Raw genomic sequence first — 26,653 nt, forward strand, 5'->3', positions numbered from 1 at the left:
CTCCTTTTGCGAGGGGGGTACCGGCGGTTGGGTGGACCGACCGGGCGGTGCAAACAGAGCTGTGGTGCGCGAACGATGGTGCGAAGAGCCGGGGAGAGAGTGACAGGAATGACGGGTACCTGTCATGAGTGCGTCGCAAAGTTGGCCGGAAACTGTTCGCTGCCCGTAAGCCGCCGTTCGCTCAACGGACGCGACGATGCGATTCCGCCACGCTCCGGGCGGGCGGTCTCAGCCCGTGAGACTGTCCCGCCACGCCCGGTGCAGGCCCGCGAAACGCCCCTCCCCGGCGACGAGTTCGGACGGCGCGCCGTCCTCCACCACGCGGCCGCCCTCCATCACGAGCACGCGGTCCGCGATCTCCACCGTGGACAGCCGGTGCGCGATCACCACCGCCGTACGCCCCTCCAGGACCGTGTCCATCGCGCGCTGCACCGCCCGCTCGCCCGGCACGTCCAGGGAGCTGGTCGCCTCGTCCAGGATCAGCACCGCGGGATCCGCGAGCAGCGCCCGGGCGAACGCGACCAGCTGCCGCTGGCCTGCCGAGATCCGGCCGCCGCGCTTGCGCACGTCCGTGTCGTAGCCGTCCGGCAGACCGGCGATGAAGTCGTGCGCGCCGATCGCCTTCGCCGCGCGCTCGATCTCCTCGCGGCTCGCGTCCGGGCGGCCGATCGCGATGTTCTCGGCGACCGTGCCGGAGAACAGGAACGCCTCCTGCGTCACCATCACCACACCCCGCCGCAGTTCCGGCGTGGCCAGATCGCGCAGGTCCACCCCGTCGAGCAGCACCCGCCCCTCCGTCGGGTCGTAGAACCGGGCCAGCAGCTTCGCCAGCGTCGACTTGCCCGCCCCCGTCGAGCCGACCACCGCCACCGTCTGCCCGGCCGGGATCGTCAGGTCGAAGCGCGGCAGCACCTCGCCCCCGGTGCGGTACGCGAACCCGACGCCCTCGAACGCCACCGCCCGCCCGGGCCGGCCGGCCGCCCGCGCGGGCAGCTCCCGCGGCGCGGCCGGCTCCGGCACGGTCGGGGCCTGCGCGAGCAGCCCGGCGATCTTCTGCAGCGAGGCGGCCGCCGACTGGTACGAGTTGAGGAACATGCCGAGCCGGTCGATCGGGTCGTACAGCCGCCGCACGTACAGCACCGCCGCCGCGAGGACGCCCAGCGCGAGTGTGCCGCCCGCCACCCGGTACGCGCCCCACAGCACCATGCCCGCCACCGCCGTGTTCGCGACGAGCCGGGAGCCGACCACGTACTGCGCCATCTCGAGCAGCGCGTCGCCGTTGGCGCGTTCGTGACGGTGGTTGAGCCGGCCGAACTCGGCGTCGTTGGCCCGCTCCCGGCGGAACGCCCGGACCGGCCGGATCCCGTTCATCGTCTCCGCGAACTTCACGATCACCCCGGCGATCGCCGTCGACCGCTCGGCGAACACCACCGCCGCACGCCGCCGGTAGCGCCGGACCAGCAGGTACAGCGGACCGAACGAGGCGACCGCCACCGCGCCGATCCCGAGGTCCAGCCAGAGCAGCATCGCCGAGATGTACACGAAGGCGAGGACGACGCCGATCAGCTCCTGCAGGCCCTCCGCGAGGAGTTCGCGCAGCGACTCGACGTCGGCGGTGGCCCGGGAGATCAGCCGGCCGGAGGTGTAGCGCTCGTGGAAGTCCAGGCTGAGCGCCTGCGCGTGCCGGAAGATCCGGTCCCGCAGTTCGCGCAGCACGTCCTGGTTGATCCGGGCGGAGACCCGGATGAAGACGTACTGGAACAGGCCCGCGCCGGCCGCGCAGAGCAGGTACCCGGCGGCCACCGCGATCAGCGGGCCGTGGTCGCCGCGGCGCAGCGCCGGCACGGCGCGGTCGATCGCGTACGCGACGAGCAGCGGGCCGGCCTGCACCGCCGCCTGCTGCAGCAGGAGCAGCAGCGCGGCGAGCACGACGCGGGTGCGGTGCGGGGCGAGCAGCGAGCCGAGCAGCCGGCTCGTCGCACGCGGCGGGGTCGGCAGGTCGTCCCGGGCGAACGGGTCGGTGGCCTCGGTGGCGGTGGTCATCGCGGATCGATCCCCCGGTCCTGTGCGTCGCCGGACATCAGCCAGGCGTACTCGGCGTGCTCGCGCAGCAGTTCGTGGTGGGTGCCGACGGCCGCGATCCGGCCGCCGGACAGCAGCGCGACCCGGTCGGCGAGCAGCACCGTGGACGGCCGGTGCGCGACGACCAGCGCGGTCGTACCACGCAGCACCTCCCGCAGCGCCGCCTCGACCAGGGCCTCGGTGTGCACGTCCAGCGCGGACAGCGGGTCGTCGAGCACCAGGAACCGGGGCCGGCCGACGACCGCCCGGGCCAGCGCGAGGCGCTGGCGCTGGCCGCCGGACAGGCTCAGGCCCTGCTCGCCGACCTCCGTCCCGGCGCCCTCGGGCAGCGCGGCGACGAACTCCCGGGCCTGCGCCACGGCGAGCGCGCGGTGCAGCGCCTCCTGGTCGCCGTCCTGCGCCCCCATCAGCACGTTCGCGCCGACGGTCGCCGAGAACAGCGTGGGCTCCTCGAAGGCCACCGACACCAGTGCCCGCAGCCGCTCGCGCGGCATGGCGGTGATGTCCTCCCCGTCCAGCAGGATCCGCCCGCCGGTGGCCTCGTGCAGCCGCGGTACGAGCGCGGTGAGCGTGGTCTTCCCGGACCCGGTCGCTCCGACCAGCGCCAGGGTCTCCCCGGCCCGGATGTGCAGGTCGACCCCGTCGAGCACCGGCCGCGCGTCCGCGGGCGCATCGGGATACCGGAACGACACGTTCTCGAACCGCACCCCGTCACGGGCCTCGGGGGCCCGCACGGTACCGCGCCTCGACGCGGCCCCCACCCCCGTCCCGTCCTCCTCCGCCTCGTTCATCACCTCGAAGAAGCGTTCCGTGGCCGTGGCGGCCTCCTGGCTCATGGCGATCAGGAAGCCGATCGACTCCACCGGCCAGCGCAGGGCGAGCGTCGTCGACAGGAAGGCCACCAGCGTGCCCGCCGACAGCGCGCCGTCCGCGACCTGCACCGTGCCGAGCACCAGCGCCGCGCCCACCGCGAGTTCGGGCAGGACCGTGATCAGGGCCCAGATCGAGGCCAGCAGCCGGGCCTTCTCCAGTTCCGTGCCGCGCAGCCGCCCGGTCAGCGCGCGGAAGGCGAGGACCTGGCTGCGGTGCCGGCCGAAGCCCTTGACGATGCGGATGCCGAGGACGCTCTCCTCGATCACCGTCGTCACGTCGCCGACCTGGTCCTGCGCGCGCCGCGCGACCAGCGAGTACCGCGTCTCGAACCACCAGCACAGCATCACCAGCGGCGCGACCGGCGTCAGCAGCACCAGGCCCAGCGTCCACTCCTGGCCCAGGAGGATCACGTAACCCGCCAGGATCGTCACCGCGTTGACGAACAGGAACGTCAGCGGGAAGGCCAGGAACATCCGCAGCAGGCTCAGATCCCCCGTCCCCCGGGACAGCAGCTGTCCCGAGGCCCAGCGGTCGTGGAAGGAGACCGGCAGCCGCTGCAGCCGCCGGTACAGATCCGCCCGCATCGCCGCCTCGACGCCGGCCAGCGGTCGCGCCACCAGCCAGCGCCGCAGCCCGAACAGCCCCGCCTCCGCGATGCCGAGCAGCAGGAGGAACAGCGCGCCGAGCCACACCCCGCCGGGGTCCTGCCCGGCCACGGGACCGTCCACGATCCACTTCAGGACCAGCGGGATCACCAGCCCCAGGCACGAGGCGACGACGGCCACCACGGCCGCCGCCCCCCCAGCGCAGCCGCACGGGCCGCAGGTACGGCCAGAGGCGCAGGAGCGAACGGACGGTGGAGCGGTTCCGGGCGGGCACACGTTTCTCGGGCATCAGGGCCGATCCTAGGGTTCGCCCCTGACACCGCTCATCCCCATTTCCGGCCCGCCATCAGCCGATCGGTTGATCCGTACGACGAGCGGATCGGCCGATGCGGCGGCCCCCTCCCGCTCGGCAGTCTGTGGGGCATGGCAATGATCGAGGTACGGGAACTGCACAAGTCCTACGGCGGCCGGAAGGTCGTGGACGGGGTCTCGTTCGAGGTCGCCGAGGGGGAGATCTTCGGGATCCTCGGGCCCAACGGGGCCGGGAAGACCACCACCGTGGAGTGCGTGGAGGGGCTGCGCACCCCCGACTCCGGCACGGTCCGGGTGGCCGGACACGACCCCGTCGCCGACCGCGAGCAGGTCACCCTCCTGCTCGGCGCGCAGCTCCAGGAGAGCCTGCTGCAGGACAAGCTGACGGTCCGGGAGGCTCTCGAGCTGTACGCGGCCTGCTACCCGCGGCCCGCCGACTGGCGCGAACTCGCCGACCGGCTGGGCCTGACCGAGCGGCTGGACATCCGGTTCGCCAAGCTGTCCGGCGGGCAGAAGCAGCGGCTGTTCATCGCCCTCGCCCTGATCGGCAACCCCCGCGCCGTCGTCCTGGACGAGCTGACCACCGGACTCGACCCGCGGGCCCGCCGCGACACCTGGAAGCTCGTCGAGGAGGTCCGCGACAGCGGCGTCACCGTCCTGCTCGTCAGCCACTTCATGGAGGAGGCCCAGCGCCTCTGCGACCGCATCGCGGTCGTCGACCGCGGCCGGATCACCGCCCTCGACACCCCCGCCGGCCTGATCGGCCGGGCCGCCGCCCGCACCGTCGTCTCCTTCCTGCCCTCCGCCCCGCTCGACGTCCGCGCCCTCGGCGCCCTGGAGTCGGCGGTCTCCGTGGAGGAGGCGCGGGACGGCCGGATCACCGTGACCGGCACGGACGACACCACCAGCGCGCTGCTCTCCCACCTGGCGCGGCACGGTGTCACCGCCCACCACCTGCGCGTCTCCGACGCCACCCTCGACGACGCCTTCCTCGACCTGACGGGAACCGACACGTGAGCACCCGCACCCTCGACACCCACACCGCCGTACTCAAGGCCGAGGCCCGGCTGTTCACCCGGGAGCCCGCCGCCCTCTTCTGGATCCTCGCCTTCCCGACGCTGCTGCTCGTCGTCATCGGCTGCATCCCGGTGTTCCGCGAGCCGAGCCCCGACCTCGGGGGGCTGCGCACGGTCGACCTGTACGTGCCCATCGCGATCCTGCTCGCCACCATCACCTCCGCGATCCAGTCGATGCCGCCGCTGCTCACCGGCTACCGCGAGCGCGGCATCCTGCGCCGCATGGCGACCACGCCCATGCGGCCGGGCGCGCTGATCGGCGCCCAGATCGCGCTGCACGGCGTCGCCGTCGTCGCCTCGGCCGTGATCGCGCTGGCCGTCGGCCGGCTCGTCTTCGACGTCGCCCTGCCGCGTCAGCTCGGCGGCTATCTGGTCGCCCTGGTCCTGGCCGCGCTCTCCGCCCTGGCGCTCGGCGCGACGATCTCGGCGGTCAGCCGCACCACCAAGATCACCCAGGCGATCGGCTCGGCGGTATTCTTCCCGGCGATGTTCACCTCGGGCGTCTGGCTGCCCGTGGCGGCCATGCCCGACACCGTGCGCGACATCGTCGGCCTGACCCCGCTGGGCGCCGCCGCCCAGGCGCTCGACCAGGCCGCGGCGGGCCAGTGGCCGGACTGGACGCACCTCGCGGTGACCGCCGTCTGGGCCGTGGTCCTGGTCGCCGCGGCCCGACGCTGGTTCACCTGGGAGTGAGGGCACGGGAATGACGCAGGCAGCGGCGCCGACACCGGCCGAGCAGCGCTGGGCGCAGTTCTACGCGTACGGCCCGTACGCGCTGCTCGCCTTGTCGACGGCCGTCGGCGCCGCCATCGCCGGCACCACGATGACCACCGGCGAGTTGAACGCGGCGGGGGTGCTGCTCGTCGCGCAGCTCGCCCTGCAGGTGTGGTGGAGCAGCGTCAACGGCCTCGCCCTGCCGAAGCCTTCGGTCCGCAGCGAGTGCTACTACGTGCTGCGCACCGCGCTCGCCTTCGCGCTCACCTGGCTCAACCCGTTCTTCGCGATCCACGCATCGATCGGCTACTTCGACGTGGCCCATGTGGTCCGGCCCCGGTTGTTCCGCCCGGCCCTGCTGGTCGTCGCCGCCACCATGGCCGGCTCGCAGTCCGGCGGCCTGCCGCCCCGGTCGACGACCCAATGGCTGGTCTTCGGCGGCCTGTTCGCCGTGAACGCCGGACTCTCCGCGGTCTTCGGCCAGATCAGCATCAAGGAGGCCGAGAACGCCCGCGAGAAGGCGGCCACCATCGCCGCCCTGGAGCGCGCGCTGGCCGAGAACGCCGCGCTGCAGGCCCAGTTGGTCGTCCAGGCCCGCGAGGCCGGCGTCGCCGACGAGCGCCGGCGGCTCGCCGCCGAGATCCACGACACCCTCGCGCAGGGCCTGACCGGCGTCATCGCCCAGCTCCAGGCGGTCACCGCCGCCCAGGATCCGGCGGCCGCCCGCGTCCATCTCGACCGCGCGCAGGCCCTGGCCCGGCACTCCCTCGGCGAGGCCCGCCGCTCCGTCCAGAACCTCGCCCCGGCGGCCCTGGAGCACGCCGGCCTGCCCGAGGCGCTGGAGCACACCGTCGCCGCCTGGGCCGAACGCACCGGTGTGGACGCCCGGCTCACCGTCACCGGCGACGAGGAGCCGCTGCACGACGAGGTGGCCGCCACCCTGCTGCGGATCGCCGAGGAGGCGCTGGCGAACACGGCCAAGCACGCGGCGGCCGGCCGGGCCGGCGTCACCCTCTCCTACATGGGCGACGAGGTCACCCTCGACATACGCGACGACGGCCGCGGCTTCGACCCGGCCGCCCTCCAAGGGCGCACCGCCGAGGGCGGGTTCGGCCTGGACGGCATGAAGGCCCGCGCCGCGCGGCTCGCCGGCGAGGTCACCGTGGAGTCCGAACCCGGCACCGGAACCGCGGTCAGCGCCCGCGTACCGTTGGTCCGCCATGACTGATCCCGGGACCATCACCCTCCTGATCGTCGACGACCACCCGGTCGTCCGCGACGGCCTGCGCGGCATGTTCGCCGCCGACGCGGCCTTCACCGTCCTCGGCGAGGCGTCGAACGGCGTCGAGGGCGTCGCCCTGACCCTGCGCCTCGACCCCGACGTCGTCCTGATGGACCTGCGCATGCCCGGCGGCGGCGGAGTGGACGCGATCGCCGAACTGACCCGCCGCGGCGCGCGCTCCCGGGTCCTCGTCCTCACCACGTACGACACCGACGCCGACACCCTGCCCGCGATCGAGGCGGGCGCCACCGGCTACCTGCTCAAGGACGCCCCCCGCGACGAACTGTTCGCCGCGGTACGCGCCGCCGCCGACGGCCGCACCGTCCTCTCCCCGGCCGTCGCCTCCCGCCTGGTCACCCGCGTCCGCACCCCCGCCCCCGCCCGCCCCGTCGACGGCACCCTGTCGGCCCGCGAGACGGAGGTCCTCGCCCTGGTGGCCAAGGGCACCTCCAACAAGGCTATAGCCGCCGAACTGTTCATCAGCGAGGCCACGGTGAAGACTCACCTCACCCACATCTTCGCCAAACTCGACGCCAACGACCGCGCCGCCGCGGTGGCCACCGCCTACGACCGCGGCATCCTCGGCGGCTCCTGACCCGTCCGGAAGCACACCCGTTCGAGGGTGCTCCCTAGGATGAGGCGTTCGCGCACGACCAGGGGTGGGGAGCACCATGAGGAGCGTCCGAAGAGCCGTGGCAGTACTGCCGTTGTTGCTTGCCGCCGTGGCCTGCCAGGCCGACGGGCCGGCCCAGACCGCCCCGGACCACGCGGTCTACGGGCAGCCGCTCTCCGGGCACATCCGGGCGGCGCAGGAGGTGACGGCCGAAAGCGGCTCGGCCCGGTTCACGTACACGCTCACGTACGAGACCACCAAGGGCCCGGGCAAGGAGGTCGTCACCGGGGCGCAGGACTACGCCGAGCGGACCGCCGACGCCACCCGCACGCTCACACTGCCCCGGGGACTCTCCGAAGAGACCGAGCGGACGCTCGGCTCCTGGCCCGGCGGCGAACCCCAGATGTTCGAGGTGACGGGCAGCGACGTGGCCTATCGGATGCGTTCGGGGGACTGGCTGCGCTACTCGGCCTCCGGATCGCAGGAGTTCGCCCAGCACGCGTCAGCGGTGCTGTACCGCGCAGGTGACAACGTCCCGTTCGGCGGCACCCCCGAGGACGTCCTCACCGTGGTCGCCCGGCCGGCCAAGGGCCCGGCCGTCGACGAGGACGGCCGCCGTACGTACAGCGTCATGGCGAAGGGTCTGCTCATGCAGCCGACCCTGCCGGGGTCGATGGACATGCTCCTCACCGCGGGCGTCCCCGACCTGCCGATGACCGTGACCCTCGACGCGGACGGACTGCTCACCGAGGCGACCGCCGACTACGCGCCCCTCCTCGCCGACCTGCACCGCAAGGGCCACCTCAAGGAGGTCACGGCGATGAAGGGCGTCCACCGGCTCACCGAGCACGGCCGGGCCGAGCCCCGGCGCTCCTCGAAGGGCGCCGTGGACGCGGAGAAAGCGCTGACGGATCTGCACCGGGTCAGGCCCGGCGCCTGCGCCTCCGACGACACCGGCCTCGGCCACGTGCGCCTCGTCCGGGTGGTCGCCTGCTCCGCCCGGCACGACCTTCAGGTCTACGCCCATGTGAACGTGGCCCTCGCCTCCTCCTCGAAGGCGCCCACCGAGGAGGACGCCTACCGGGACGCAGACCGTCAGTGCCGGCGCGAGTTCGACTCCGCGCCCTCCGCCTGGGTGGCCCGCGCCCGCCCGGCGGGCACCTTCCTCATCGCCGGGGACACGGCCGTCTCGTCGACGATCGGCGGCGACGACCACGCCACCGGCGCCTTCGTCTGCTACGTCACGACCTCCTAGCTCCGCACCCGCAGCAGCACCACCGACCGTTCCGCCACCGTGAACCGCTCCCCGCCCCGGTGCGGGGTGCCCGGGGCGTGGGACTGGTCCTCGTGGGCGGTGTCGACGACGAGTTCGTACGACTCCGCCCACGGCGGGCCGGGCAGGGTGAAGTCCACCGGGTGGGGGGCGGCGTGCAGGACCGCGAGGAAGCTGTCGTCGGTGATCTGGGCGCCGCGGGCGTCCCGGCCCGGTATGTCGCGGCCCGACAGGTACAGGCCGAGGGTCGCCGCCGGGGCGTACCAGTCCTGCTCGGTCATCTCCGTGCCGTGCGGCGTGAACCAGGCCAGGTCCCGCAGGCCGTCCGCGCCCTGCGGGCGGCCGTCGAAGAACGCGCGGCGGCGCAGGACCGGGTGGCGGTGGCGCAGGGCGAGCAGCCGGGTCGTCAGGGCCAGGAAGCCGTCCGGGCCGGCCTGGTCCGGCAGTGACCAGTCGACCCAGCCCAGTTCGTTGTCCTGGCAGTACGCGTTGTTGTTGCCGCCCTGCGTGCGGCCCATCTCGTCGCCGGCGACCAGCATCGGCACGCCGGTGGACAGCAGCAGGGTGGTCAGCAGATTGCGGATCTGGCGGCGGCGGAGTGCGTTGACCGTCGGGTCGTCGGTCTCGCCCTCGACCCCGCAGTTCCAGGAGCGGTTGTCGTTCGTGCCGTCCCGGTTGCCCTCGGCGTTCGCCTCGTTGTGCTTGCGCTCGTAGGTGACCAGGTCCCGCAGCGTGAACCCGTCGTGCGCGGTGACGAAGTTGACGGAGGCGTACGGGCGGCGGCCGCCCCAGGCGTACAGGTCGCTGGAGCCGGACAGCCGGTAGCCGAGGTCCCGCACGTCCGGCAGCGCGCCGCGCCAGAAGTCCCGTACGGCGTCCCGGTAGCGGTCGTTCCACTCGGTCCACAGCGGCGGGAACGCGCCCACCTGGTAGCCGCCGTTGCCCACGTCCCACGGCTCGGCGATGAGCTTGACCCGGCGGAGGACCGGGTCCTGGGCGATCACCGCGAGGAACGGGGAGAGCATGTCGACGTCGTGCATGGAGCGGGCCAGCGCCGCCGCCAGGTCGAAGCGGAAGCCGTCCACGCCCATCTCGGTCACCCAGTACCGCAGGCTGTCGGTGATCAGTCGCAGCACCTGCGGCTGCACCACGTGCAGCGTGTTGCCGCAGCCGGTGTAGTCCGCGTACCGGCGGGCGTCGGACTGGAGCCGGTAGTAGCCCCGGTTGTCGATGCCCTTCAGGGAGAGGGTCGGGCCGAGCTCGCCCGCCTCCGCGGTGTGGTTGTAGACGACGTCGAGGATCACCTCGATGCCCGCCGCGTGCAGCGCCCGCACCATCCGCTTGAACTCGCCGACCTGCTGCCCCGTCGTCCCCGACGCGCTGTACGCGGCGTGCGGGGCGAAGTAGCCGATCGAGTTGTACCCCCAGTGGTTGCGCAGCCCGCGCCGCAGCAGATGGTCCTCGTGCGCGAACTGGTGCACCGGCAGCAGCTCCACCGCCGTCACCCCGAGCCGCGTCAGGTGTTCGATCGCCGCCGGGTGCGCGAGCCCCGCGTACGTGCCCCGCAGATGCTCCGGGATCCCCGGGTGCCGCTGCGTGAAGCCCTTCACGTGCAGCTCGTAGATGACCGAGTCCGGCCACGGGGTCTTCGGCCGCCGGTCGTCCGCCCAGTCGTCGTCGTCCTGGACGACCACGCCCTTCGGGACGTGCGGCGCCGAGTCCCGCTCGTCGCGCACGGTGTCGGCGACGTGCTGCTGCGGCCAGTCCCGCACGTGTCCGTACACCTCCGGCGGCAGCGCGAAGTCGCCGTCGACCGCCCGCGCGTACGGGTCGAGCAGCAGCTTGGCCGGATTCCAGCGGGCCCCCGTCCACGGGTCCCAGCGGCCGTGCACCCGGTAGCCGTACCGCTGCCCCGCCGCCACGCCCGGCACGAAGCCGTGCCAGATCTCGTGGGTCAGCTCGGTCAGCGGCAGCCGCGTCTCCGTCCCGTCCGGCGCGAACAGGCACAGCTCCACGGCCTCCGCACCGCCCGCCCACAGCGCGAAGTTCGTGCCCGCCACCCCGTCGGGGCCGACCCGGCAGCGCGCCCCCAGCGGCGTCGGCGCACCCGGCCACACCGCCGGCCGCGGGGGTTCCGGAACCCGCTCCGGAACCCGTTCCGCGACCCGTTCCACGGCAGGGGAGGGCACCTCTCCCTCCCGCACCGCCTCCTGTTCGGCTGCGCTCGACACCTGTCGGCCTCCCGCGGCTCGTCGGGCCCCGTGCCGTCAGGGAGCGGGCGGCGTCCCGGCCGCCGCTCCCCGCACGGGGTCCTCCCACCTGTTCTGCCCGGAGCGCCGTGCTCCCAACATCGCCCGCGTCCACGTTTCCCCTGGAGGGGGGCAGTCGTTGGGCCGGGCGTGAGACATGCACTGAAGCGGGCGAGGACCTGCGTGGGCCTCGCCCTGGCGGCGGCCGGGCTCCTGGCCGGGACCACGGGCTGCACCGACGACGCCGGATCCGGCGACAGGAAGGGCGGCGGACACACGCTCCCGCTGCCCGGCCGGGCGAAGGCCCCCGGCGATGTCATCCGGATCAGCCCGGAAGACGGCACGAAGGGCGTCCCGGCGGACGGCCCGGTCGAGATCCGCATCGACGACGGACGGCTCGAACGGGTCTCCGTGGTCCAGATCGAGGACGCCCGGCCGGCCCGGCTGGAGGGCACGATCAGCGAGGACGGACTGCGCTGGCGCCCGGCCGCCGGGGCGCGCCTGACGCTCGCCGCCAAGTACAGCGTGGACGTGGTCGCGCTGGACGAACACGGGCGCCGCTCCGCCCGGCACACCACCTTCGCCACCGTCGTCCCCGAGAAGCGCTTCATCGGCTACTTCAAGCCGGAGAACCGCTCCACCGTCGGCACCGGCATGATCGTCTCCTTCGGCTTCAACCGGCCGATCGAGAACCGCGAGGCCGTCGAGCGGGCCATCCGCATCACCTCGGACCCGCCGGTCGAGGTCGTCGGCCACTGGTTCGGCAACGAACGGCTCGACTTCCGGCCGCGGGAGTACTGGGAACCCGGCACCGAGGTCAGCGTCGAACTGGCCCTGCGCGACGTGGAGGGCGCGCCCGGCGTCTACGGCATCCAGCGCAAGACCGTGGGCTTCACCGTGGGCCGTTCCCAGGTCTCGGTCGTGGACGCGGCCGACCACACGATGGAGGTGCGCCGGGACGGCGAGGTCCTGGCGACGCTGCCGATCACCGCGGGGGCCCCGAAGACCACCACGTACAACGGGAAGATGGTGGTCACGGAGATGTACGACGTGACGCGGATGGACGGCCGGACGGTCGGTTTCGGCGGCGAGTACGACATCAAGGACGTGCCCCACGCGATCCGGCTCACCAACTCGGGCACCTTCCTGCACGGCAACTACTGGGCCTCCGACGACACCTTCGGCAGCGCCAACGTCAGCCACGGCTGCGTCGGCCTGGAGGACGAGAAGGGCGGCAGCTCCGACAGTCCGGCCGGCTGGTTCTTCGACCGGACCCTCATCGGCGATGTCGTCGAGGTCGTGAACTCGCGTGACCGAAAGGTCGCTCCCGACAACGGCCTCGGAGGGTGGAACATGGAGTGGAACCGCTGGAAGGCCGGTTCCGCCCTGCGCTGACCCGGCGTCACGCCCCCCGTCCGCTCCCGCCCCGCCGCCCCCGTGGACGTCCCGGACGACTTGGGACTGAACGGTGACATTCCGAGTGAACGTTCCATGGCTGCGATGTGATTATCTAGCGCCGTGCGCGCGAGTGGAGTGCGCCGGGGGTGCGGACCGTGGCGGGGCCAGGCCGCGAGGGGAGTGGACCAGAGTGAACGGGCAGCCGATATCGGGGGCATCGGCCGTGGCCGGCCGTCGGGGCGTGCGTGGGGGCGTGCGGCTGAAGGCGCTGGCGGCGGGGGCGCTGCTGCTCCTCGTGACCGCGTGCGGCGGCGGGGACACCGACGTACCGAACAAGGACCAGGGCAAGGGCGGCGGTCAGGTCGAGAACGCGGCCTCGCAGGCCGTGGTGACGATCCTGCCGAAGGACGGTGCGAAGGACGTCGCCACCAGCGGTGCGCTGAAGGTCACCGCCGAGAAGGGCAAGCTGACCACCGTCGAGGTGGCGGACTCCAAGGGCGCCCCGGTCGAGGGCAAGCTGACCGCGGACGGCGCCGGCTGGGAGCCCCTGCGGCACCTCGCCGCCGGGACGCAGTACAAGGTCCACGCGATAGCCAAGGACGCCGAGGGCCGTGAGTCGGCGAAGGACACCACCTTCACCACCCTGGTCCCGAAGAACACCTTCATCGGCCACTACACGCCGGAGGACGGCTCGACCGTCGGCGTCGGCATGCCGGTCTCCATCAACTTCACCCGGGGCATCACCGACCCCGAGGCCGTCGAGAAGGCCATCAAGGTCACCGCCGTGCCGAACGTCGAGATCCAGGGCCACTGGTTCGGCAACGACCGCCTCGACTTCCGTCCGAAGGACTACTGGGCCGCGGGCACCAAGGTGACCGTCGAGCTCAACCTCGACGGCGTCGAGGGCCGGCCGGGCGTGTACGGCAAGCAGAAGAAGACGGTGAACTTCACCATCGGCCGCAGCCAGGTCTCCACGGTCGACGCCAGGTCCAAGACCATGAAGGTCGTCCGCGACGGCAACGTCATCCGCACGATCCCGATCACCGCGGGCGCGCCGTCCACGACCACGTACAACGGCCAGATGGTCATCAGCGAGAAGTACAAGGTGACCCGCATGAACGGGGCCACGGTCGGCTTCGGCGGCGAGTACGACATCAAGGACGTGCCGCACGCGATGCGTCTGTCCACCTCCGGCACCTTCGTGCACGGCAACTACTGGGCCTCCGCCGGCACCTTCGGCAACTCGAACGTCAGCCACGGCTGCGTCGGCCTGCGGGACGCCCGCGGCGCCGGTGACGGCTCCACGCCGGCGGCCTGGTTCTACAACAACTCGATCATCGGCGACGTCGTGGTCGTGAAGAACTCCAAGGACAAGCAGATCCGCCCGGACAACGGCCTCAACGGCTGGAACATGTCCTGGGAGGAGTGGACCAAGTAGGTCCTCCCGCACGGACGCCCCGCGGACCCGGTGCCGTTGCTCCTGTGAGCAACGGCACCGGGTCCGCGGGCGTTAACGAGGGCTAACCTGCCTCCATGACTGTGAACCTCGAAGTCGCCGAAGGCGTCGGCACGATCCGCCTCGACCGCCCCCCGATGAACGCCCTGGACATCGCCACCCAGGACCGGCTGCGCGAGCTGGCCCAGGAGGCGACCGACCGCGACGACGTGCGCGCGGTGATCCTCTACGGCGGGGAGAAGGTGTTCGCGGCCGGCGCGGACATCAAGGAGATGCAGGTCATGGACCACGCGGCCATGGTCAAGCGGTCCCGTGCGCTGCAGGACGCGTTCACCGCCGTCGCCCGCATCCCCAAGCCGGTCGTCGCCGCGATCACCGGGTACGCCCTCGGCGGCGGCTGCGAGCTGACGCTCTGCGCGGACTACCGGATCGCTGCCGACAACGCCAAGCTCGGCCAGCCGGAGATCCTCCTCGGCCTGATCCCGGGCGCCGGCGGCACCCAGCGGCTGGCCCGGCTCGTCGGCCCCTCGAAGGCCAAGGACCTGATCTTCACCGGCCGCATGGTCAAGGCCGACGAGGCGCTCGCGCTCGGCCTGGTGGACCGGGTCGTCCCGGCCGCCGAGGTGTACGAGCAGGCGCACGCCTGGGCCGCGAAGCTGGCACAGGGCCCGGCGCTGGCGCTGCGCGCCGCCAAGGAGTCGATCGACGCGGGTCTGGAGACGGACATCGACACCGGTCTCGCCATCGAGCGGAACTGGTTCGCCGGGCTCTTCGCGACCGAGGACCGCGAGCGCGGCATGCGCAGCTTCGTGGAAGAGGGCCCGGGCAAGGCCAAGTTCCTCTGACGGGAGCGCCCGGGGCGGCGTCAACCGGCTGTGCCGCGCGACGCCGCCACGGGGGACACATCTTCGCTGGCCGATAGTCGACCCTTCCGTGATCATGTGAACACGGTGCGTCGCCGCAGGTCAGAGGGGATTTTTCCGGGTGTTTTCTGCCTCTGGCATATGCCTAATGGTCTGTGAGGGGTCCTGATCTCTCCGGTACCTATTCCTCCGGAACGGCCCCGCGGGTGCTTCCGGGCGTCCATCATGGAGGGCATGGCGGGCCTGGAGGGTGTGGAGCAACCACGGCAGCGCGGCGGCTCGGCCGCTGCCCGGTGGGTACCGGGCGCGGAGGACGAACGGGCCGTCAAAGCCGTGGAGTTGTACGGGAATCCGGCGGACGGCGAGGTGTGTCTGCCGTCCCAGCCGGAGTCGGCCGCGACGGCCCGCCGGCTCACCCAGTCCGTCGTCCTGCGCCACTGGGCGCTCTCCCCGCAGATCGCCGAGCACGCCGTCCTGCTCGTCTCCGAATTGGTCGGCAACGCCGTCCGGCACACCGGGGCCCGGGTCTTCGGGCTGCGGATGCTGCGCCGCCGCGGCTGGATCCGGATCGAGGTGCGCGACCCCTCCCGGGGGCTGCCCTGTCTGATGCCGGTCCATGAACTCGACACCAGCGGGCGCGGTCTCTTCCTCGTCGACAAGCTCTCCGACCGCTGGGGCGTCGACCTGTTACCCCGCGGCAAGACCACGTGGTTCGAGATGCGCGTCGCCGACCGCCCCTGAACGCACAGAAGCCCCCGGTGGGGGGCTTCATGTGCAGCGCCGCGGATGAAGGGGTGTATCCACGGCGCGTAGGACGACCTGGCCCGGGTCAATGGGGGTCGTGGGTCCGACTATGGCAGACCAGGGGCCTTGTCGCCAAAAGTCCCTACCCGTACAGATTCGGTCAAATCAGGACAATCGCCTGGTGAATCATTGGTGACATAGGGCACTGACCTTATAAAGGGTGAATAAGTATGGCGTTCACCGCTTGTTTCCTCGGTGGACGCCCGTGTGGGGGCTCGTGTCGCGGCGACGTCAAACGTCCTGAGTTGGCTTAATCGTTACCTTTCGGGCATACCACCTCTTAAATGGTCGCGTGACTCCGACCGACCGCCGCGCCGCACTGCGGGCGGGCGCCGCAGCCGCCCTCACCGGCGCGCTCACCGCCGCCTGCGGCACGGACCGGCCCGCCGGGACCCCCGCCCCCGGCGCACCGTCCCCGGCGCCCACCGCCCCGCCGGGACCGCGCCGCTTCCCCGGCAGCCCCGCCGAGATCACCCACGGCCCGCGGGACCGCGCCCGGATCGCCCTCACCTTCCACGGCCAGGGCGACCCCGCCCTCGCCCGCGCCGTGCTCACCGAGGCCGAACGGGCCGGCGCCCGGATCACCGTCCTCGCCGTCGGCGACTGGCTCGACCGGCACCCGCGGCTCGCCGGGCGGATCCTGGACGGCGGCCACGAACTCGGCAACCACACCCAGCGCCACCTCGACGTCAACGCCCTCACCGAGGCACAGGCGTACGCCGAGATCGACGCCTGCGCCCGCCGGCTGCGCCGGCTCACCGGCTCCATCGGCGCCTGGTTCCGCCCCTCGCGGACCCCGCACGCGAGCCCCCACGTGCGACGGGCCGCCGCCCGGGCCGGTTACCCGCACGTCCTGTCGTACGACGTCGACTCCCTCGACTTCACCTCGCCCGGCGCTCCGGCCGTCGTCCGCAACGTCACCGGGTCGGTCCGCAACGGATCCGTGGTGAGCCTGCACCTCGGCTACGCGGACACGGTCGCCGCGCTGCCCGCCCTCCTCGCCGACCTCGACCGCCGCGGCCTGCGCGCGGTGACCACCACGGAGCTGCTGACCTGATGCCGATCCACACCCTGCCCCTCACCCGCCGCGCGGGCGCGCTGCTCGCCGGCTGCCTGCTCGTCGCGCTCGCCGGCTGCGGCTCCGACGACGGCCGGCCCACGGGCGGCCGCAGCGCCAAGGCCGCCCCGCCGCCGGTCGCGCTCAAGCCGGCCGTCCCCGACGGGCTGCCCGGCATGCCGCCGGTCCTCGACCCGAAGGACGTCTACGCGGCCGACCGGCCGGGCATGCTCTCGCCGGTCGTCAAGGGCTTCCCGTCCCGGGTGTACGTGCCCAACACCAACTCCAACACCGTCTCGGTCATCGACCCGGCCACCTACAAGGTCATCGAGACCATCCCGGTCGGCATCCAGCCCCAGCACGTCGTCCCGTCCTGGGACCTCAAGACGCTCTGGGTCAACAACAACCGCGGCCACACGCTCACCCCGATCGACCCGGCCACCGGTGTCGCGGGCAAGCCGGTCGAGGTGCACGACCCGTACAACCTCTACTTCACGCCGAACGGCAAGTACGCCGTCGTCATGGCCTCCATGGACCGCGAGCTGGTCTTCCGCGACCCGCACACCATGGAGCGCAAGAAGACCGTCCCGGTCTCCTGCTACGGCGTCAACCACGCCGACTTCTCCGCCGACGGCCGGTACTTCGTCGTGTCCTGCGAGTTCTCCGGCGAACTGCTGAAGGTCGACACGGAGAAGCTGGAGGTGATCGGCCAGCAGAAGCTGCCCTTCGAGGGCGCGATGCCGCAGGACGTGAAGATCTCCCCGGACGGCAAGACCTTCTACATCGCCGACATGATGGCCCACGGCATGTGGGTCCTGGACGGCGAGAAGTTCACCACGCCGACCCTGCTGCCCACCGGCAAGGGCGCGCACGGCCTCTACGTCTCCCGCGACTCCAAGGAGATGTACATCCCCAACCGCGGCGAGGGCTCGATCTCGGTCTTCGACTTCGCCCGGAACAAGCTGACCAAGAAGTGGCACCTGCCGGACGGCGGCTCCCCGGACATGGGCGGCGTCTCGGCCGACGGCAAGGTGCTCTGGCTGTCCGGACGGTACGACTCCGAGGTGTACGCGATCGACACCGCCACCGGGAAGCAGCTGGCCCGGATCCCGGTGGGCGGCGGCCCGCACGGACTCGCCGTCTACCCGCAGCCCGGCCGCTACTCGCTGGGCCACACCGGCGTCTTCCGCTGAGACCCGGGCGCTTCGGCCCCGGCCCCGTACGACGGGGCCGGGGCCGTCCGCATGTCCCCGGCCCGATCGGCCCGCCCCGGTCCCGCCCGGCCCGCTCAGCCCGCCACGAACAGCGCCTCGGAGGCCACCGGCCGGTACCCCGCCGCCTGGAACGTCCGCACGCTGCGCGCGTTGCCCGGCGACTGCTGCGCCCACACCACCGGACCCGGCGTCAGGTGCCGCGCGGCCCGGGCCAGGGCCCTGCCGAGCCCCTGGTGCCGGACGTGCTCGTCCACCTCGATCGCGGCCTCCCAGCGGCCCGCCACCCCGCGGCCGAGGATCAGCACACCGCCGTCCGCCGTCCAGACCCGTACCTCGTCCCGGTACTTCAGGGCCCGCGCCACCCGCGGATGCGACAGGTCCCGGATCTCCCGCAGCTCCACCCCGGGCTCGCCGGGCAGTCCGTCGGCGACGGTCAGCAGGTCGACGGTGTTCATCCGGCGGCCGGTCTTCGCGAGGAGCCCCGTGAGGAACACCGGGTTCATCGAGGCGGCCAGCGGATCGGCGTCGGTGGCCGCCAGCGCCGCGTGCACCCAGGCGGGGTCCTCGTCGGTGAAGATCACCGAGTGCGCCGTGAAGGCCAGCACGCCGGCGTCCCGCCGGCTCGGCTGCGGCACGACCACGGCCGAGCCGTCCGGTGGCGGGAAGTCGCCGCGCGCCGCCGCTTCCAGGATCCGTGCCACGTCGTCGCTCATACCTCCATGATCCTCCCCCTCCGCCCCGCGGGCGTGGGGGGACCCGCAAGCCCGGCAGCCGGGCGGCCCGTCCCGCCGGATAACCTGACACCCGGCAGAAAAGCACCGAGAAGGGGTGGACCAGTGGCGGACATCGAGTCGGCACGCACGGCATTCGACAAGTACGACGTGGACGGGGACGGCTTCATCACCGCCGCCGAGTACAAGAGCGTCATGGCCCAGCTGGGGGACTGGAACGTCACCGAGACGGTGGCCGAGGCCCTCATCAAGCAGCGCGACGACAACGGCGACGGCAAGCTCTCCTGGGACGAGTTCTGGGCCCACCTCAGCAACGCCTGACGCGCGGGCGCGCCGCGCCGAATCGCCCCGAAGAGAAACGGCCGTCGGCCGGCTTTCTCGACGGGGCGTTATTCTTTTGACGGGTCATCGGAAACACTTGACGGATAGTTTTTCGCTCATTGATCGCTCATTGACCGGAGTTATCGGGCGCGGGAAACATCATTGGCATGGCGAACACCATCATCGAAAAGAACCCGTTGTTCGAGCTGCGCGCGAGCACCCGAATTTCCGCGCGCCCCGAAGAGGTCTACGCCGTCGTCAGCGACCTGCCGCGCAGTTCCGAGTGGAGCCCCGAGTGCCGGGGCGGCGAGTGGATCGGCGAGCCGTCGACCGTCGGCGCCATATTCCGTGGCGAGAACCTGCGGGCCGACGACGTGGTGGCCTGGGCCCCGTTGGTCCGCGGCACCTGGTACACCGAGGCGCGGATCACCGCGGCGGAGCCCGGCCGCACCTTCCGCTGGGCGATGCTCACGCACACCCGCGAGAACCAGGAATCCGTCTGGGGCTTCGACATCGAGGCCGACGGCGACGGCGCGATCCTCACCCACCACTTCCGGATGAGTACGGCCACCGAGGGGATCCACAAGATCGTCGCGGATCTCGACGAGGCGGCGCGCGAGCGCTTCGTCGCCGACTGGACGGCGAAGCTCGAGGCGGACCTCGACGAGACCCTCGGCCGGATCAAGGCCGTGGTCGAGAAGCAGTACGCGCCCGCCTGACCGGCCCGGCGCCCCGGTGTGCGGCCGGCCCTGCGGTGCTGACCTGGGGATTTGCCGGTCCTAGGTCGCCTGTTGGTCACCCCGTGTGAGGCTCCGGACGTGGGCGGCGAGGGGCACGTTCGCCCGCAACCGACACCGCATCGGCCGCACTGGGGGAACCACCATGAACGTCGCGCTGCTGAGACGTGACACACCCACCGACCGCACCGTCCGGAACGGGCTCCGCGAGCTCCTGCTCGCGGAGCTCGGCTCCGAACTGTTCTCCTCGATGTCCCGCCGCGACCAGCGGACCAAAGGCATGGTCTACCTGAGGGGCCTGCTGGAGGCCGAGGGGCGCAAGTCCATCCGCAACATCGCCGCCCTCTTCGGCGGCGACGCCATCGAACAGAGCCTGCACCACTTCATCACCAGCTCCACCTGGGACTGGGCCCCGGTGCGCCGCGCCCTCGCCCAGTACGTCGAACGCGTCGCCCAGCCGCACGCGTACGTCGTCCACCCCATGGTCATCCCCAAGGCGGGGGACACCTCCGTGGGCGTGGAGCGGCGCTTCGTCCCCGCCCTCGGGCAGGTCGTCAACGCCCAGCAGGCGGTGGGCGTCTGGGCCGCCGGCCACGACTGGAGCACCCCGCTGAACTGGCGGCTGCAGCTCTCGCCGCGCTGGCTCACCGACCACGACCAGCGCCGTCAGGCGTCCATACCCGACGGCGAAGTGCCCGAGAGCCTCGCGCAGTGCTCGGTCCGGGCCTGCCGCGAGCTCCTGACCAAGAGCCGGCTGCCGGTCCGGCCGGTCGTGATGGACGCCCGCGAGGCGGACGTCGCCGCCGTCGCCGCCCATCTGCGCGCCACGGACACCCCGATGATGCTGCGGGTCGACGGCGCCCTGCGGCTCGCCGTCGACGAACCGGTCTTCCCGCGGCGCGGCGTGAGCGTGACCGCGCAGCAGATCATGTCCACCGTCTGGCACATGCGCCGCCCGGTGCGCCGCCCCGGCGACGAGCCCGGCCTGCGCAGCCCCGTCGTCACCGTCCGGGTCATGCTCTCCGGGTCCTCTCCCGCCCCCGCGCCCGGGCAGCGGCCCGAGCGCCCGGCCGGCTCCCTGCTCCTGATGGGCGTCGCCGAGGGCGGACGCTGGCCCGCCGAACTGTGGCTCACCGACCTCACCACCCTCGGCATCGGCGAGCTGCGGCACCTGACCCGTCTCGCCCGCCGCGTCGAGCACGACCTGTCCGACGTCGGCCGTCAGGTCGGCATCCGCGACTTCACCGGGCGCTCCTTCACCGGCTGGCACCGGCACGCCACGCTCGCCTCCGCCGCGCACGCGGTCGCGATGCTCTCCGGCCGGCCCGCAGGCCGCGCGCTGCCCACCGCCGTCTGACCGCGCACCGGTCGGCACCCGCGTCCGCACCCGCCTGCAGCACCCGCCTTCAGCACCGTCCTTCACCAGAGGAGCAGTTCTGTCATGAGCACCACCAAGCTGGCCGTCATCTACTACTCGTCCCAGGGCAACGTCCACAAGCTCGCCGCCGCGGCCGCCGCCGCCGGCGAGAAGGCCGGCGCCGAGGTCCGGCTGCGCCGCACCGCCGAGCTCACCACCGACAGCATCGTCCCCGGCAACGACACCTGGAACCAGGTCTGGGCCGACCACCTGGAGAGCGTCAAGGACATCCCCGAGGCGACGCTCGACGACCTGGCGTGGGCCGACGCGGTGATGTGGGGGACCTCCGGCCGCTACGGTCTGCCCGCCGCCTCGCTCAAGCAGTTCATCGACCTGACCCTGCCGCTGCACATGAAGCGCGGCCTGGTGAACAAGGTGATGTCCTCCTTCACCTCCACCGCCACCCTGCACGGCGGCCAGGAGAGCACGATCCTCGCCCTCAACAACGCCTTCTACCACTGGGGCGCGCTCATCGTCCCGCCCGGCGTCGCCGACGACATCCAGCTCGCCCCCACCAACGGCAACCCCTACGGCGTCAGCAGCGTGTCGCTCAACCAGGGCGGCAACGTCGACGACGACAACCTCGCGGCCATCGAGTACCAGGCCCGCCGCACCGTCGAGATCGCCGACCTCCTGCGCCGCGGCCGCGAGACCCTGCGGTGATTCCACCCGGCCGCGGCAGGGCGGAATCCGTCCTGCCGCGGCCGCGGAATTGCCCGGCGCATTTCTCCGCGCCGACCTGACGGATCAGCAATGACCTCGGGGCGATATGACGGATCGCCCTCGGGGGCCTTCTTGGTCCCCCGCAGAATACTGAACACTCTTTTCTGCACGGGAATTTCCATTCCGCCGCCGGAAACACGACCAGAGGAGCCTGCTCATGCTTCCTGTCCGGGCCAGTGACAAGGGCCTCTACATGGGCCTGGTGGCCGAACGGGCCGCGGCCGACCACGGTGACCAGCTGATCATCCTCGACCACGACCTGGACCTGCTTCCGGACGCCGGCCGGCGGATGACCTTCGCCGAACTCGCCGAACACATCGACGACATGGCAGCCCGGCTGTACGCCGCGGGAATCCGCCGCAGCGACCACGTCGCCCTGCACAAGTCCAACGGCTTCGACATCAACATCCTGTCCAGCGCCGTCTCCCGCCTCGGCGCGGTGCCCGTGCAGCTCTCGCCGTACCTGGACGCGGACAGCGTGCTCGCGCTGCTGCGCCGGCTCGGCGGCCCGTACCTGATCACCGACACCGCGAAGCTCGACGGCGCCTTCGCCGGCGCCCCGCTCGGCGAGCTGACGGCCGCGGTGCTCGTGGCGGACGGCTCCCGGCCCGGCACGGTGTCGATCGCCGACCTGGCCGGCGCGCCCCGGCAGCAGCCGGTCGTGCCGCACCCGGACCTGCCGGCGCTGATGACCCACACCTCGGGCACCACCGGCCTGCCGAAGCTGGTCGTCCACTCCGCCCGTACCCTCCACGGCCGCTACCGGCCGCAGGCGAAGCTCTTCGACATGATCCGCGAGACCGAGACGGTGGCGCTGCACGTGTCGTACGTGCACTCCCGGATGCCGCTCGCCCTCGCCGTCCTGCTGCCCCGCGGCAACCGGATGGTCGTCATGAACGACGCCGACCCGGAGAAGGCCGCCGCGCTGTGGGCCGAGACCCGGCCCGGGTTCATCGAGTCCCACCCCAACTCCTTCATGGAGTGGGAGGTGCTGACCGAGCACCCGCTGAAGCCGCTGGCGAACGTGAAGTACTTCAGCACCACGTTCGACGCCATCCACCCGAGCACCATGGACAAGCTGCTGCACGCCAGCGACCGCAGCTCGCCGCTCTTCTACCAGATCTACGGCCAGAGCGAGACGGGCCCGCTGGTCGGCCGCGGTTTCACCCGCGCCACCGCGCACGGCGCCGACGGCCGCTGCCAGGGCTACGCCTTCCCGAGCGACACCAAGTTCAAGCTGGTCAGCCGGAACGGGCAGCCGGTCACCCGGGAGAACCCCGGCTACATCGACGTCCAGGCCGCCGGCCGCTGCCTCGGCTACTTCGGCGAGCGCGAGCGGTACGACACCCAGGTCCACGGCGGCTGGTGGCGGGGCATGGACCTCGGCTACCGCACCGAGGAGGGCTGTCTGCACCTGCTCGACCGCGAGGTCGACGCCATCCCCGGCATCGCCTCCACCCTGGAGATCGAGGACACCGTCCTCGGCCGCCTCGGAGAGCTCACCGAACTGGTCGTCGTCCCCGGCCCCGACCAGGAGCCCGTCCCCGTCCTGTGCACCCGCGACGACCTGCCGCTGGACCGGGCCCGCTGGCGTGCCGCCACCACCGAGTGGCCGACGCTCGCCGAGCCGGTCCAGATGAAGCTGGCCGAACTGCCGCGCACGGCCACGATGAAGGTGCAGCGCATCGAGCTCGCGGCCCGGCTGCGCCGGCGCGCCGCCGAGCGGACGAACTGACCGCGGCGCACCGGGCGACGACAGAGGAGCGGACACCCATGACCACGGCAGACACGCCCACCGGCGACGCCGACGTCCTGATCGTCGGCGGCGGACCCACCGGGCTGCTCACCGCGTGCGAACTGCTGCGCCGCGGCGTGCGGGTGCGGATGGTCGACCGCGCGCACGAGGGGCTCGGCGTGCCCAAGGCCCTGTCGCTGTGGCCGCGGGTCCGCGACATCCTCACGGACCTCGGCGCGGGGGAGGAGGTGCGCCGGGTCTCCGTGCCGGTGCACGCCTTTCGGTACTTCTCCGACCGCCGCCCGGTCGCCACGCTCACCTTCACCGAGGAGCTGGCGGCCCGTCAGCTCCCGCAGTACGAGACCGAGCGCATCCTCACCGAACGGCTGCACGCGCTCGGCGGCAAGGTCGAGCGCGGGGTGCGGCTGCTCTGCCTCGACGACGTCGACTTCTCCGGCCGGATCGAGCCGGGCGGCACGGTCACCGCCGTCCTGGAGCACGACGACGGCACGGTGGAACGCCACCGGGCGCCGTTCGTGATCGGTGCCGACGGCGCCGGCAGCGCGGTCCGCGGTCAGCTCGGCATCGGCTTCGAGGGCAGCACGTACGAGATGGCGTTCGCGCTGGTCGACACCCGCATCGACGGGTATCTGCCGCCGGACGAGATCGCCTACTACCAGACCCTGAAGGGGACCCTGGTGGTCGTACCGCAGCCCGACGGCGTGTTCCGCTTCCTGTCCGTCATGCCCGCCGGCGGCACGATGTCCCGCGAGAGGATGCAGGAGATCATCGACACCCGGGGCCCGCGCGGGGTGCGGATCACCGAACCCGTCTGGGAGACCGTCTTCCGGGTGCACGCCCGCCGGGCCACCGACTTCCGCCGGGGCCGGGTCTTCCTCGCCGGGGACGCCGCCCACGTGCACAGCCCCGCCGGCGGCCAGGGCATGAACAACGGCCTGCAGGACGCCCACAACCTCGCCTGGAAGCTGGCCGCCGTGCTCCAGGGCCGCTCCCCGGCGTCGCTCCTGGACAGCTACGGCGCCGAGCGCGCCGAGGCCACCCGCCGGATCGTCCGCGACACCGACGTCCACACCCGGGCCCTGACCGCCCGCACCCCGGCCCGGGCGGCCGTCCGTGACGCCGCCCTCACGCTCTTCGACCGCTCCGGCGCGGCCGCCCGGCTCTACGCCCCGGTGCTGGCCGGCCGCCGGCTGGCCTACACCCCCGAGCGCGAGAGCCAGCGGCCGTCCGGCCGGGGCGGCTGCGGCGTACGCGGCCGGCTGTCGGCCGCGGCCGGACCCGGCGCCGTCGTCCCGCGCGCCGCCGGGCTGGCCCTCGGTACGGCGGGACCCGGCGCCGACCCGGCGGGCTGGACGCTGCTGCTGCGCGCCCCCGGCGCGGACCGCCGATGGCTGGCCGAGACCCGCCACATCACCGCCCGCTTCCCGCAGGTGCGCGTCACCCACCTGCCGGCCGGCACCCGCGGCCTGTGCCCCCGCCCCGGCTACCACCTGGTCCGCCCGGACGGCCACATCGCGGCCCACGGGCACACCCGGGACCTGGACCGCCTGGAGCGGGAGCTCGCGGTCGGGCTGGTCCCGGGCGCCCGCTGAGGTCAGCCCCGGCGGGACGTGCGCCGCGCCGTCGCCGGACCGTCCTCGGGCAGGTCCGGCAGCGCGAGGCACAGCGCGTCGAGCGCGGCGCCGAAGGCGTGGTCCGGCGGGGTGCCGTACCCGATGACCAGACCGTCGCGCGGCGGCATCGTGCTGTCGACGTGCCGGTACGGGCCGAGCCCGTCCAGGGCCAGGCCCGCCCGGCGGGCGGCGCGCAGGGCGGCCTCCTCGGTGCCCGGGGGAAGCTCCAGGACGGCGTGCAGGCCCGCCGCCACCCCGCTCACCGCGATGTGCGGGGCGCGTTCGGCGAGCGTCGAGGCCAGCAGGTCCCGGCGGCGCCGGTAGTGCAGCCGCATCCTGCGCAGGTGCTTGTCGTACGCGCCGCAGGCGATGAAGTCGGCCAGCGTCAGCTGGTCCATCACCCCCGACCACATCTCGCGCGGCCCCTTCGCAGCCACCACCCGGTCCACCATCCAGCCCGGCAGCACCATCCACCCCAGCCGCATCGCGGGGGAGAGGCTCTTGCTGGTCGAGCCGATGTACACCACCCGGTCCGGGTCGAGGCCCTGCACCGCGCCGACCGGCTGGCGGTCGTAGCGGAACTCGCCGTCGTAGTCGTCCTCCACGACCAGCCCGCCGCCGGAGCGCGCCCAGTCCACCACCGCCGCCCGCCGCTCCGGATGGAGCGGGCCGCCGGTCGGGAACTGGTGGGCCGGCGTGAGCAGGACGGTCCGCGCGCCGGTGCCCGGCAGCTCGTCGGTCAGCGCCCCGTGCGCGTCCACCGTCAGCGGCACGGTGCGCAGCCCGGCCTCGTGCAGCAGGCTCCGGTGGAAGTCGAGCCCGTACGACTCCACCGCCACCGAGCCCTCCAGGAACGTACCGAGCAGTCGCATCGCATGTGCGAACCCCGCGCAGATCACGATCCGGTCCGGCTCGGTGCGCACCCCGCGGGCCCGCGCCAGGTACTCGGCGAGCGTCTCGCGCAGCTCCGGCCGGCCCCGCGGATCGCCCACCCCGAACGCGTCGTTGGGCGCCGCCCCGATCGCACGCCGCGCCGACGCCGTCCACGCGGTGCGCGGGAAGGCGGCCGCGTCCGGCGAGCTCGGCATCAGATCGTGCAGGACCCGCCGCCTGGTGCGCCGTTGGGGGCCGCCGGACTGTTCCGGGCGCAGCGGAGCGGCGCGTTTCGCGACCCGGGTGCCGGAGCCCTGACGGGCCGCCAGCCAGCCCTCCTCCACCAGCTCGGCGTACGCGTCGGCCACGGTGTTGCGGGCGATGCCCAGGTCCTGGGCGAGGCTGCGATAGGGCGGAAGCCGGGTACCGGGCACCAGCCGGCCGGACCGGATGGCCTCCCGTACCGCATCCATGAGTTGCTCACGCAAACCTCCCTCGCCGGAGAGTGCGAGGTGGAAATCGGTGCCGGAGACCGCGTCCGGTAAGGCCGCGGCGTCCGGCGACTGCTCGTGATTGACCCACTGTTCTGTCACGGCAATGAACCATAGCGT

21 protein-coding genes and 1 pseudogene are annotated in these 26,653 nt (G+C 72.7%); 17 read left to right on the top strand and 5 right to left on the bottom strand.

Annotated features, from left to right (window positions below):
- Positions 1 to 228: 228 nt before the first annotated feature.
- Positions 229 to 2,043, bottom strand: coding sequence for an ABC transporter ATP-binding protein (locus ABZO31_RS23415; RefSeq protein WP_406863231.1), 1,815 nt, complete (start codon positions 2,041 to 2,043; stop codon positions 229 to 231).
- Positions 2,040 to 3,849 (bottom strand): annotated as a pseudogene (locus ABZO31_RS23420) (ABC transporter ATP-binding protein). Before ABZO31_RS23420 ends, ABZO31_RS23415 begins: the two are co-directional and overlap by 4 nt.
- Positions 3,850 to 3,983: 134 nt before the next feature.
- Between ABZO31_RS23420 and ABZO31_RS23425 the strand changes: the two are divergent.
- The 5 genes from ABZO31_RS23425 to ABZO31_RS23445 all read left to right on the top strand — a co-directional run bounded on the left by ABZO31_RS23425 (position 3,984) and on the right by ABZO31_RS23445 (position 8,812).
- A complete protein-coding gene (locus ABZO31_RS23425; RefSeq protein ID WP_406863232.1) occupies positions 3,984 to 4,889 on the top strand; it encodes an ABC transporter ATP-binding protein in 906 nt (301 codons plus the stop codon).
- A complete protein-coding gene (locus ABZO31_RS23430) occupies positions 4,886 to 5,641 on the top strand; it encodes an ABC transporter permease (protein ID WP_406863233.1) in 756 nt (251 codons plus the stop codon). Before ABZO31_RS23425 ends, ABZO31_RS23430 begins: the two co-directional genes overlap by 4 nt.
- Positions 5,642 to 5,651: 10 nt before the next feature.
- Positions 5,652 to 6,890 carry a sensor histidine kinase gene (locus ABZO31_RS23435; protein ID WP_406863234.1) on the top strand — a complete coding sequence of 413 codons (1,239 nt, stop codon included), beginning with the start codon at positions 5,652 to 5,654 and terminating at the stop codon, positions 6,888 to 6,890.
- Entirely contained in the window at positions 6,883 to 7,539 is a 657-nt protein-coding gene (locus ABZO31_RS23440) for a response regulator (RefSeq protein ID WP_406863235.1), read from the top strand. The genes ABZO31_RS23435 and ABZO31_RS23440 overlap by 8 nt, the downstream gene beginning before the upstream one ends.
- 97 nt (positions 7,540 to 7,636) lie before the next feature.
- Entirely contained in the window at positions 7,637 to 8,812 is a 1,176-nt protein-coding gene (locus ABZO31_RS23445; protein ID WP_406863236.1) for a hypothetical protein, read from the top strand.
- Here ABZO31_RS23445 and glgX read toward each other — a convergent pair.
- Complete coding sequence (glgX, locus tag ABZO31_RS23450; RefSeq protein WP_406863237.1) at positions 8,809 to 11,061, bottom strand: glycogen debranching protein GlgX; 2,253 nt, start codon at positions 11,059 to 11,061, stop codon at positions 8,809 to 8,811. The genes ABZO31_RS23445 and glgX overlap by 4 nt on opposite strands.
- 168 nt (positions 11,062 to 11,229) lie before the next feature.
- Here glgX and ABZO31_RS23455 point away from each other — a divergent pair, with 168 nt between their 5' ends.
- The 6 genes from ABZO31_RS23455 (at position 11,230) to ABZO31_RS23480 (ending at position 17,850) form a co-directional block, all read left to right on the top strand.
- Positions 11,230 to 12,474, top strand: a complete 1,245-nt coding sequence (locus ABZO31_RS23455; RefSeq protein WP_406863238.1) for a L,D-transpeptidase — start codon at positions 11,230 to 11,232, stop codon at positions 12,472 to 12,474.
- Positions 12,475 to 12,667: 193 nt separating this feature from the next.
- Positions 12,668 to 13,915, top strand: coding sequence for a L,D-transpeptidase (locus ABZO31_RS23460; RefSeq protein WP_406863239.1), 1,248 nt, complete (start codon positions 12,668 to 12,670; stop codon positions 13,913 to 13,915).
- A gap of 95 nt (positions 13,916 to 14,010) precedes the next feature.
- Complete coding sequence (locus ABZO31_RS23465; RefSeq protein ID WP_406863240.1) at positions 14,011 to 14,778, top strand: enoyl-CoA hydratase/isomerase family protein; 768 nt, start codon at positions 14,011 to 14,013, stop codon at positions 14,776 to 14,778.
- A 252-nt stretch (positions 14,779 to 15,030) separates the two neighbouring features.
- The gene (locus tag ABZO31_RS23470) at positions 15,031 to 15,537 is read left to right on the top strand and encodes an ATP-binding protein (protein WP_406863242.1); all 507 of its coding nucleotides are present in this window, start codon (positions 15,031 to 15,033) and stop codon (positions 15,535 to 15,537) included.
- 355 nt (positions 15,538 to 15,892) lie between these two features.
- Entirely contained in the window at positions 15,893 to 16,657 is a 765-nt protein-coding gene (locus tag ABZO31_RS23475; protein WP_406863243.1) for a polysaccharide deacetylase family protein, read from the top strand.
- Positions 16,657 to 17,850: a hypothetical protein gene (locus tag ABZO31_RS23480; RefSeq protein WP_406863244.1), complete on the top strand. Its 1,194-nt coding sequence runs from the start codon at positions 16,657 to 16,659 to the stop codon at positions 17,848 to 17,850. The genes ABZO31_RS23475 and ABZO31_RS23480 overlap by 1 nt, the downstream gene beginning before the upstream one ends.
- Before the next feature lie 95 nt (positions 17,851 to 17,945).
- Here ABZO31_RS23480 and ABZO31_RS23485 read toward each other — a convergent pair whose 3' ends face one another.
- Positions 17,946 to 18,584, bottom strand: a complete 639-nt coding sequence (locus ABZO31_RS23485; RefSeq protein WP_406863245.1) for a GNAT family N-acetyltransferase — start codon at positions 18,582 to 18,584, stop codon at positions 17,946 to 17,948.
- A gap of 123 nt (positions 18,585 to 18,707) precedes the next feature.
- On the opposite strand from ABZO31_RS23485, the gene ABZO31_RS23490 reads away from it, so the two are divergent.
- The 6 genes from ABZO31_RS23490 (at position 18,708) to ABZO31_RS23515 (ending at position 25,148) form a co-directional block, all read left to right on the top strand.
- Positions 18,708 to 18,923 carry an EF-hand domain-containing protein gene (locus ABZO31_RS23490; RefSeq protein WP_406863246.1) on the top strand — a complete coding sequence of 72 codons (216 nt, stop codon included), beginning with the start codon at positions 18,708 to 18,710 and terminating at the stop codon, positions 18,921 to 18,923.
- 167 nt (positions 18,924 to 19,090) lie between these two features.
- A complete protein-coding gene (locus ABZO31_RS23495; RefSeq protein ID WP_406863247.1) occupies positions 19,091 to 19,642 on the top strand; it encodes an SRPBCC family protein in 552 nt (183 codons plus the stop codon).
- A gap of 163 nt (positions 19,643 to 19,805) precedes the next feature.
- The gene (locus ABZO31_RS23500; RefSeq protein WP_406863248.1) at positions 19,806 to 21,017 is read left to right on the top strand and encodes an IS701 family transposase; all 1,212 of its coding nucleotides are present in this window, start codon (positions 19,806 to 19,808) and stop codon (positions 21,015 to 21,017) included.
- Positions 21,018 to 21,101: 84 nt separating this feature from the next.
- Entirely contained in the window at positions 21,102 to 21,740 is a 639-nt protein-coding gene (locus ABZO31_RS23505) for an NAD(P)H-dependent oxidoreductase (RefSeq protein ID WP_406863250.1), read from the top strand.
- Positions 21,741 to 21,957: 217 nt separating this feature from the next.
- Positions 21,958 to 23,535, top strand: coding sequence for a class I adenylate-forming enzyme family protein (locus ABZO31_RS23510; RefSeq protein ID WP_406863251.1), 1,578 nt, complete (start codon positions 21,958 to 21,960; stop codon positions 23,533 to 23,535).
- 38 nt (positions 23,536 to 23,573) lie between these two features.
- Positions 23,574 to 25,148, top strand: a complete 1,575-nt coding sequence (locus ABZO31_RS23515) for an FAD-dependent monooxygenase (protein ID WP_406863252.1) — start codon at positions 23,574 to 23,576, stop codon at positions 25,146 to 25,148.
- Positions 25,149 to 25,150: 2 nt separating this feature from the next.
- Here the strand turns inward: ABZO31_RS23515 and ABZO31_RS23520 are convergent, their stop codons facing one another.
- Complete coding sequence (locus ABZO31_RS23520) at positions 25,151 to 26,635, bottom strand: PLP-dependent aminotransferase family protein (RefSeq protein ID WP_406863253.1); 1,485 nt, start codon at positions 26,633 to 26,635, stop codon at positions 25,151 to 25,153.
- Positions 26,636 to 26,653 lie beyond the last annotated feature (18 nt).

Source organism: Streptomyces solicamelliae, from assembly GCF_045348655.1.
In the GTDB taxonomy this organism is placed as follows: Bacteria; Actinomycetota; Actinomycetes; order Streptomycetales; family Streptomycetaceae; genus Streptomyces; species Streptomyces solicamelliae.

Bases quoted from the DNA above. Each gene is read 5' to 3' on its own strand.
- ABZO31_RS23415 (WP_406863231.1), bottom strand. From the start codon at position 2,043: ATGACCACCGCCACCGAGGCCACCGACCCGTTCGCCCGGGACGACCTG.
- ABZO31_RS23425 (WP_406863232.1), top strand. From the start codon at position 3,984: ATGGCAATGATCGAGGTACGGGAACTGCACAAGTCCTACGGCGGCCGG.
- ABZO31_RS23435 (WP_406863234.1), top strand. From the start codon at position 5,652: ATGACGCAGGCAGCGGCGCCGACACCGGCCGAGCAGCGCTGGGCGCAG.
- ABZO31_RS23440 (WP_406863235.1), top strand. From the start codon at position 6,883: ATGACTGATCCCGGGACCATCACCCTCCTGATCGTCGACGACCACCCG.
- ABZO31_RS23465 (WP_406863240.1), top strand. From the start codon at position 14,011: ATGACTGTGAACCTCGAAGTCGCCGAAGGCGTCGGCACGATCCGCCTC.
- ABZO31_RS23470 (WP_406863242.1), top strand. From the start codon at position 15,031: ATGGCGGGCCTGGAGGGTGTGGAGCAACCACGGCAGCGCGGCGGCTCG.
- ABZO31_RS23480 (WP_406863244.1), top strand. From the start codon at position 16,657: ATGCCGATCCACACCCTGCCCCTCACCCGCCGCGCGGGCGCGCTGCTC.
- ABZO31_RS23485 (WP_406863245.1), bottom strand. From the start codon at position 18,584: ATGAGCGACGACGTGGCACGGATCCTGGAAGCGGCGGCGCGCGGCGAC.
- ABZO31_RS23495 (WP_406863247.1), top strand. From the start codon at position 19,091: ATGGCGAACACCATCATCGAAAAGAACCCGTTGTTCGAGCTGCGCGCG.
- ABZO31_RS23500 (WP_406863248.1), top strand. From the start codon at position 19,806: ATGAACGTCGCGCTGCTGAGACGTGACACACCCACCGACCGCACCGTC.
- ABZO31_RS23505 (WP_406863250.1), top strand. From the start codon at position 21,102: ATGAGCACCACCAAGCTGGCCGTCATCTACTACTCGTCCCAGGGCAAC.
- ABZO31_RS23510 (WP_406863251.1), top strand. From the start codon at position 21,958: ATGCTTCCTGTCCGGGCCAGTGACAAGGGCCTCTACATGGGCCTGGTG.
- ABZO31_RS23515 (WP_406863252.1), top strand. From the start codon at position 23,574: ATGACCACGGCAGACACGCCCACCGGCGACGCCGACGTCCTGATCGTC.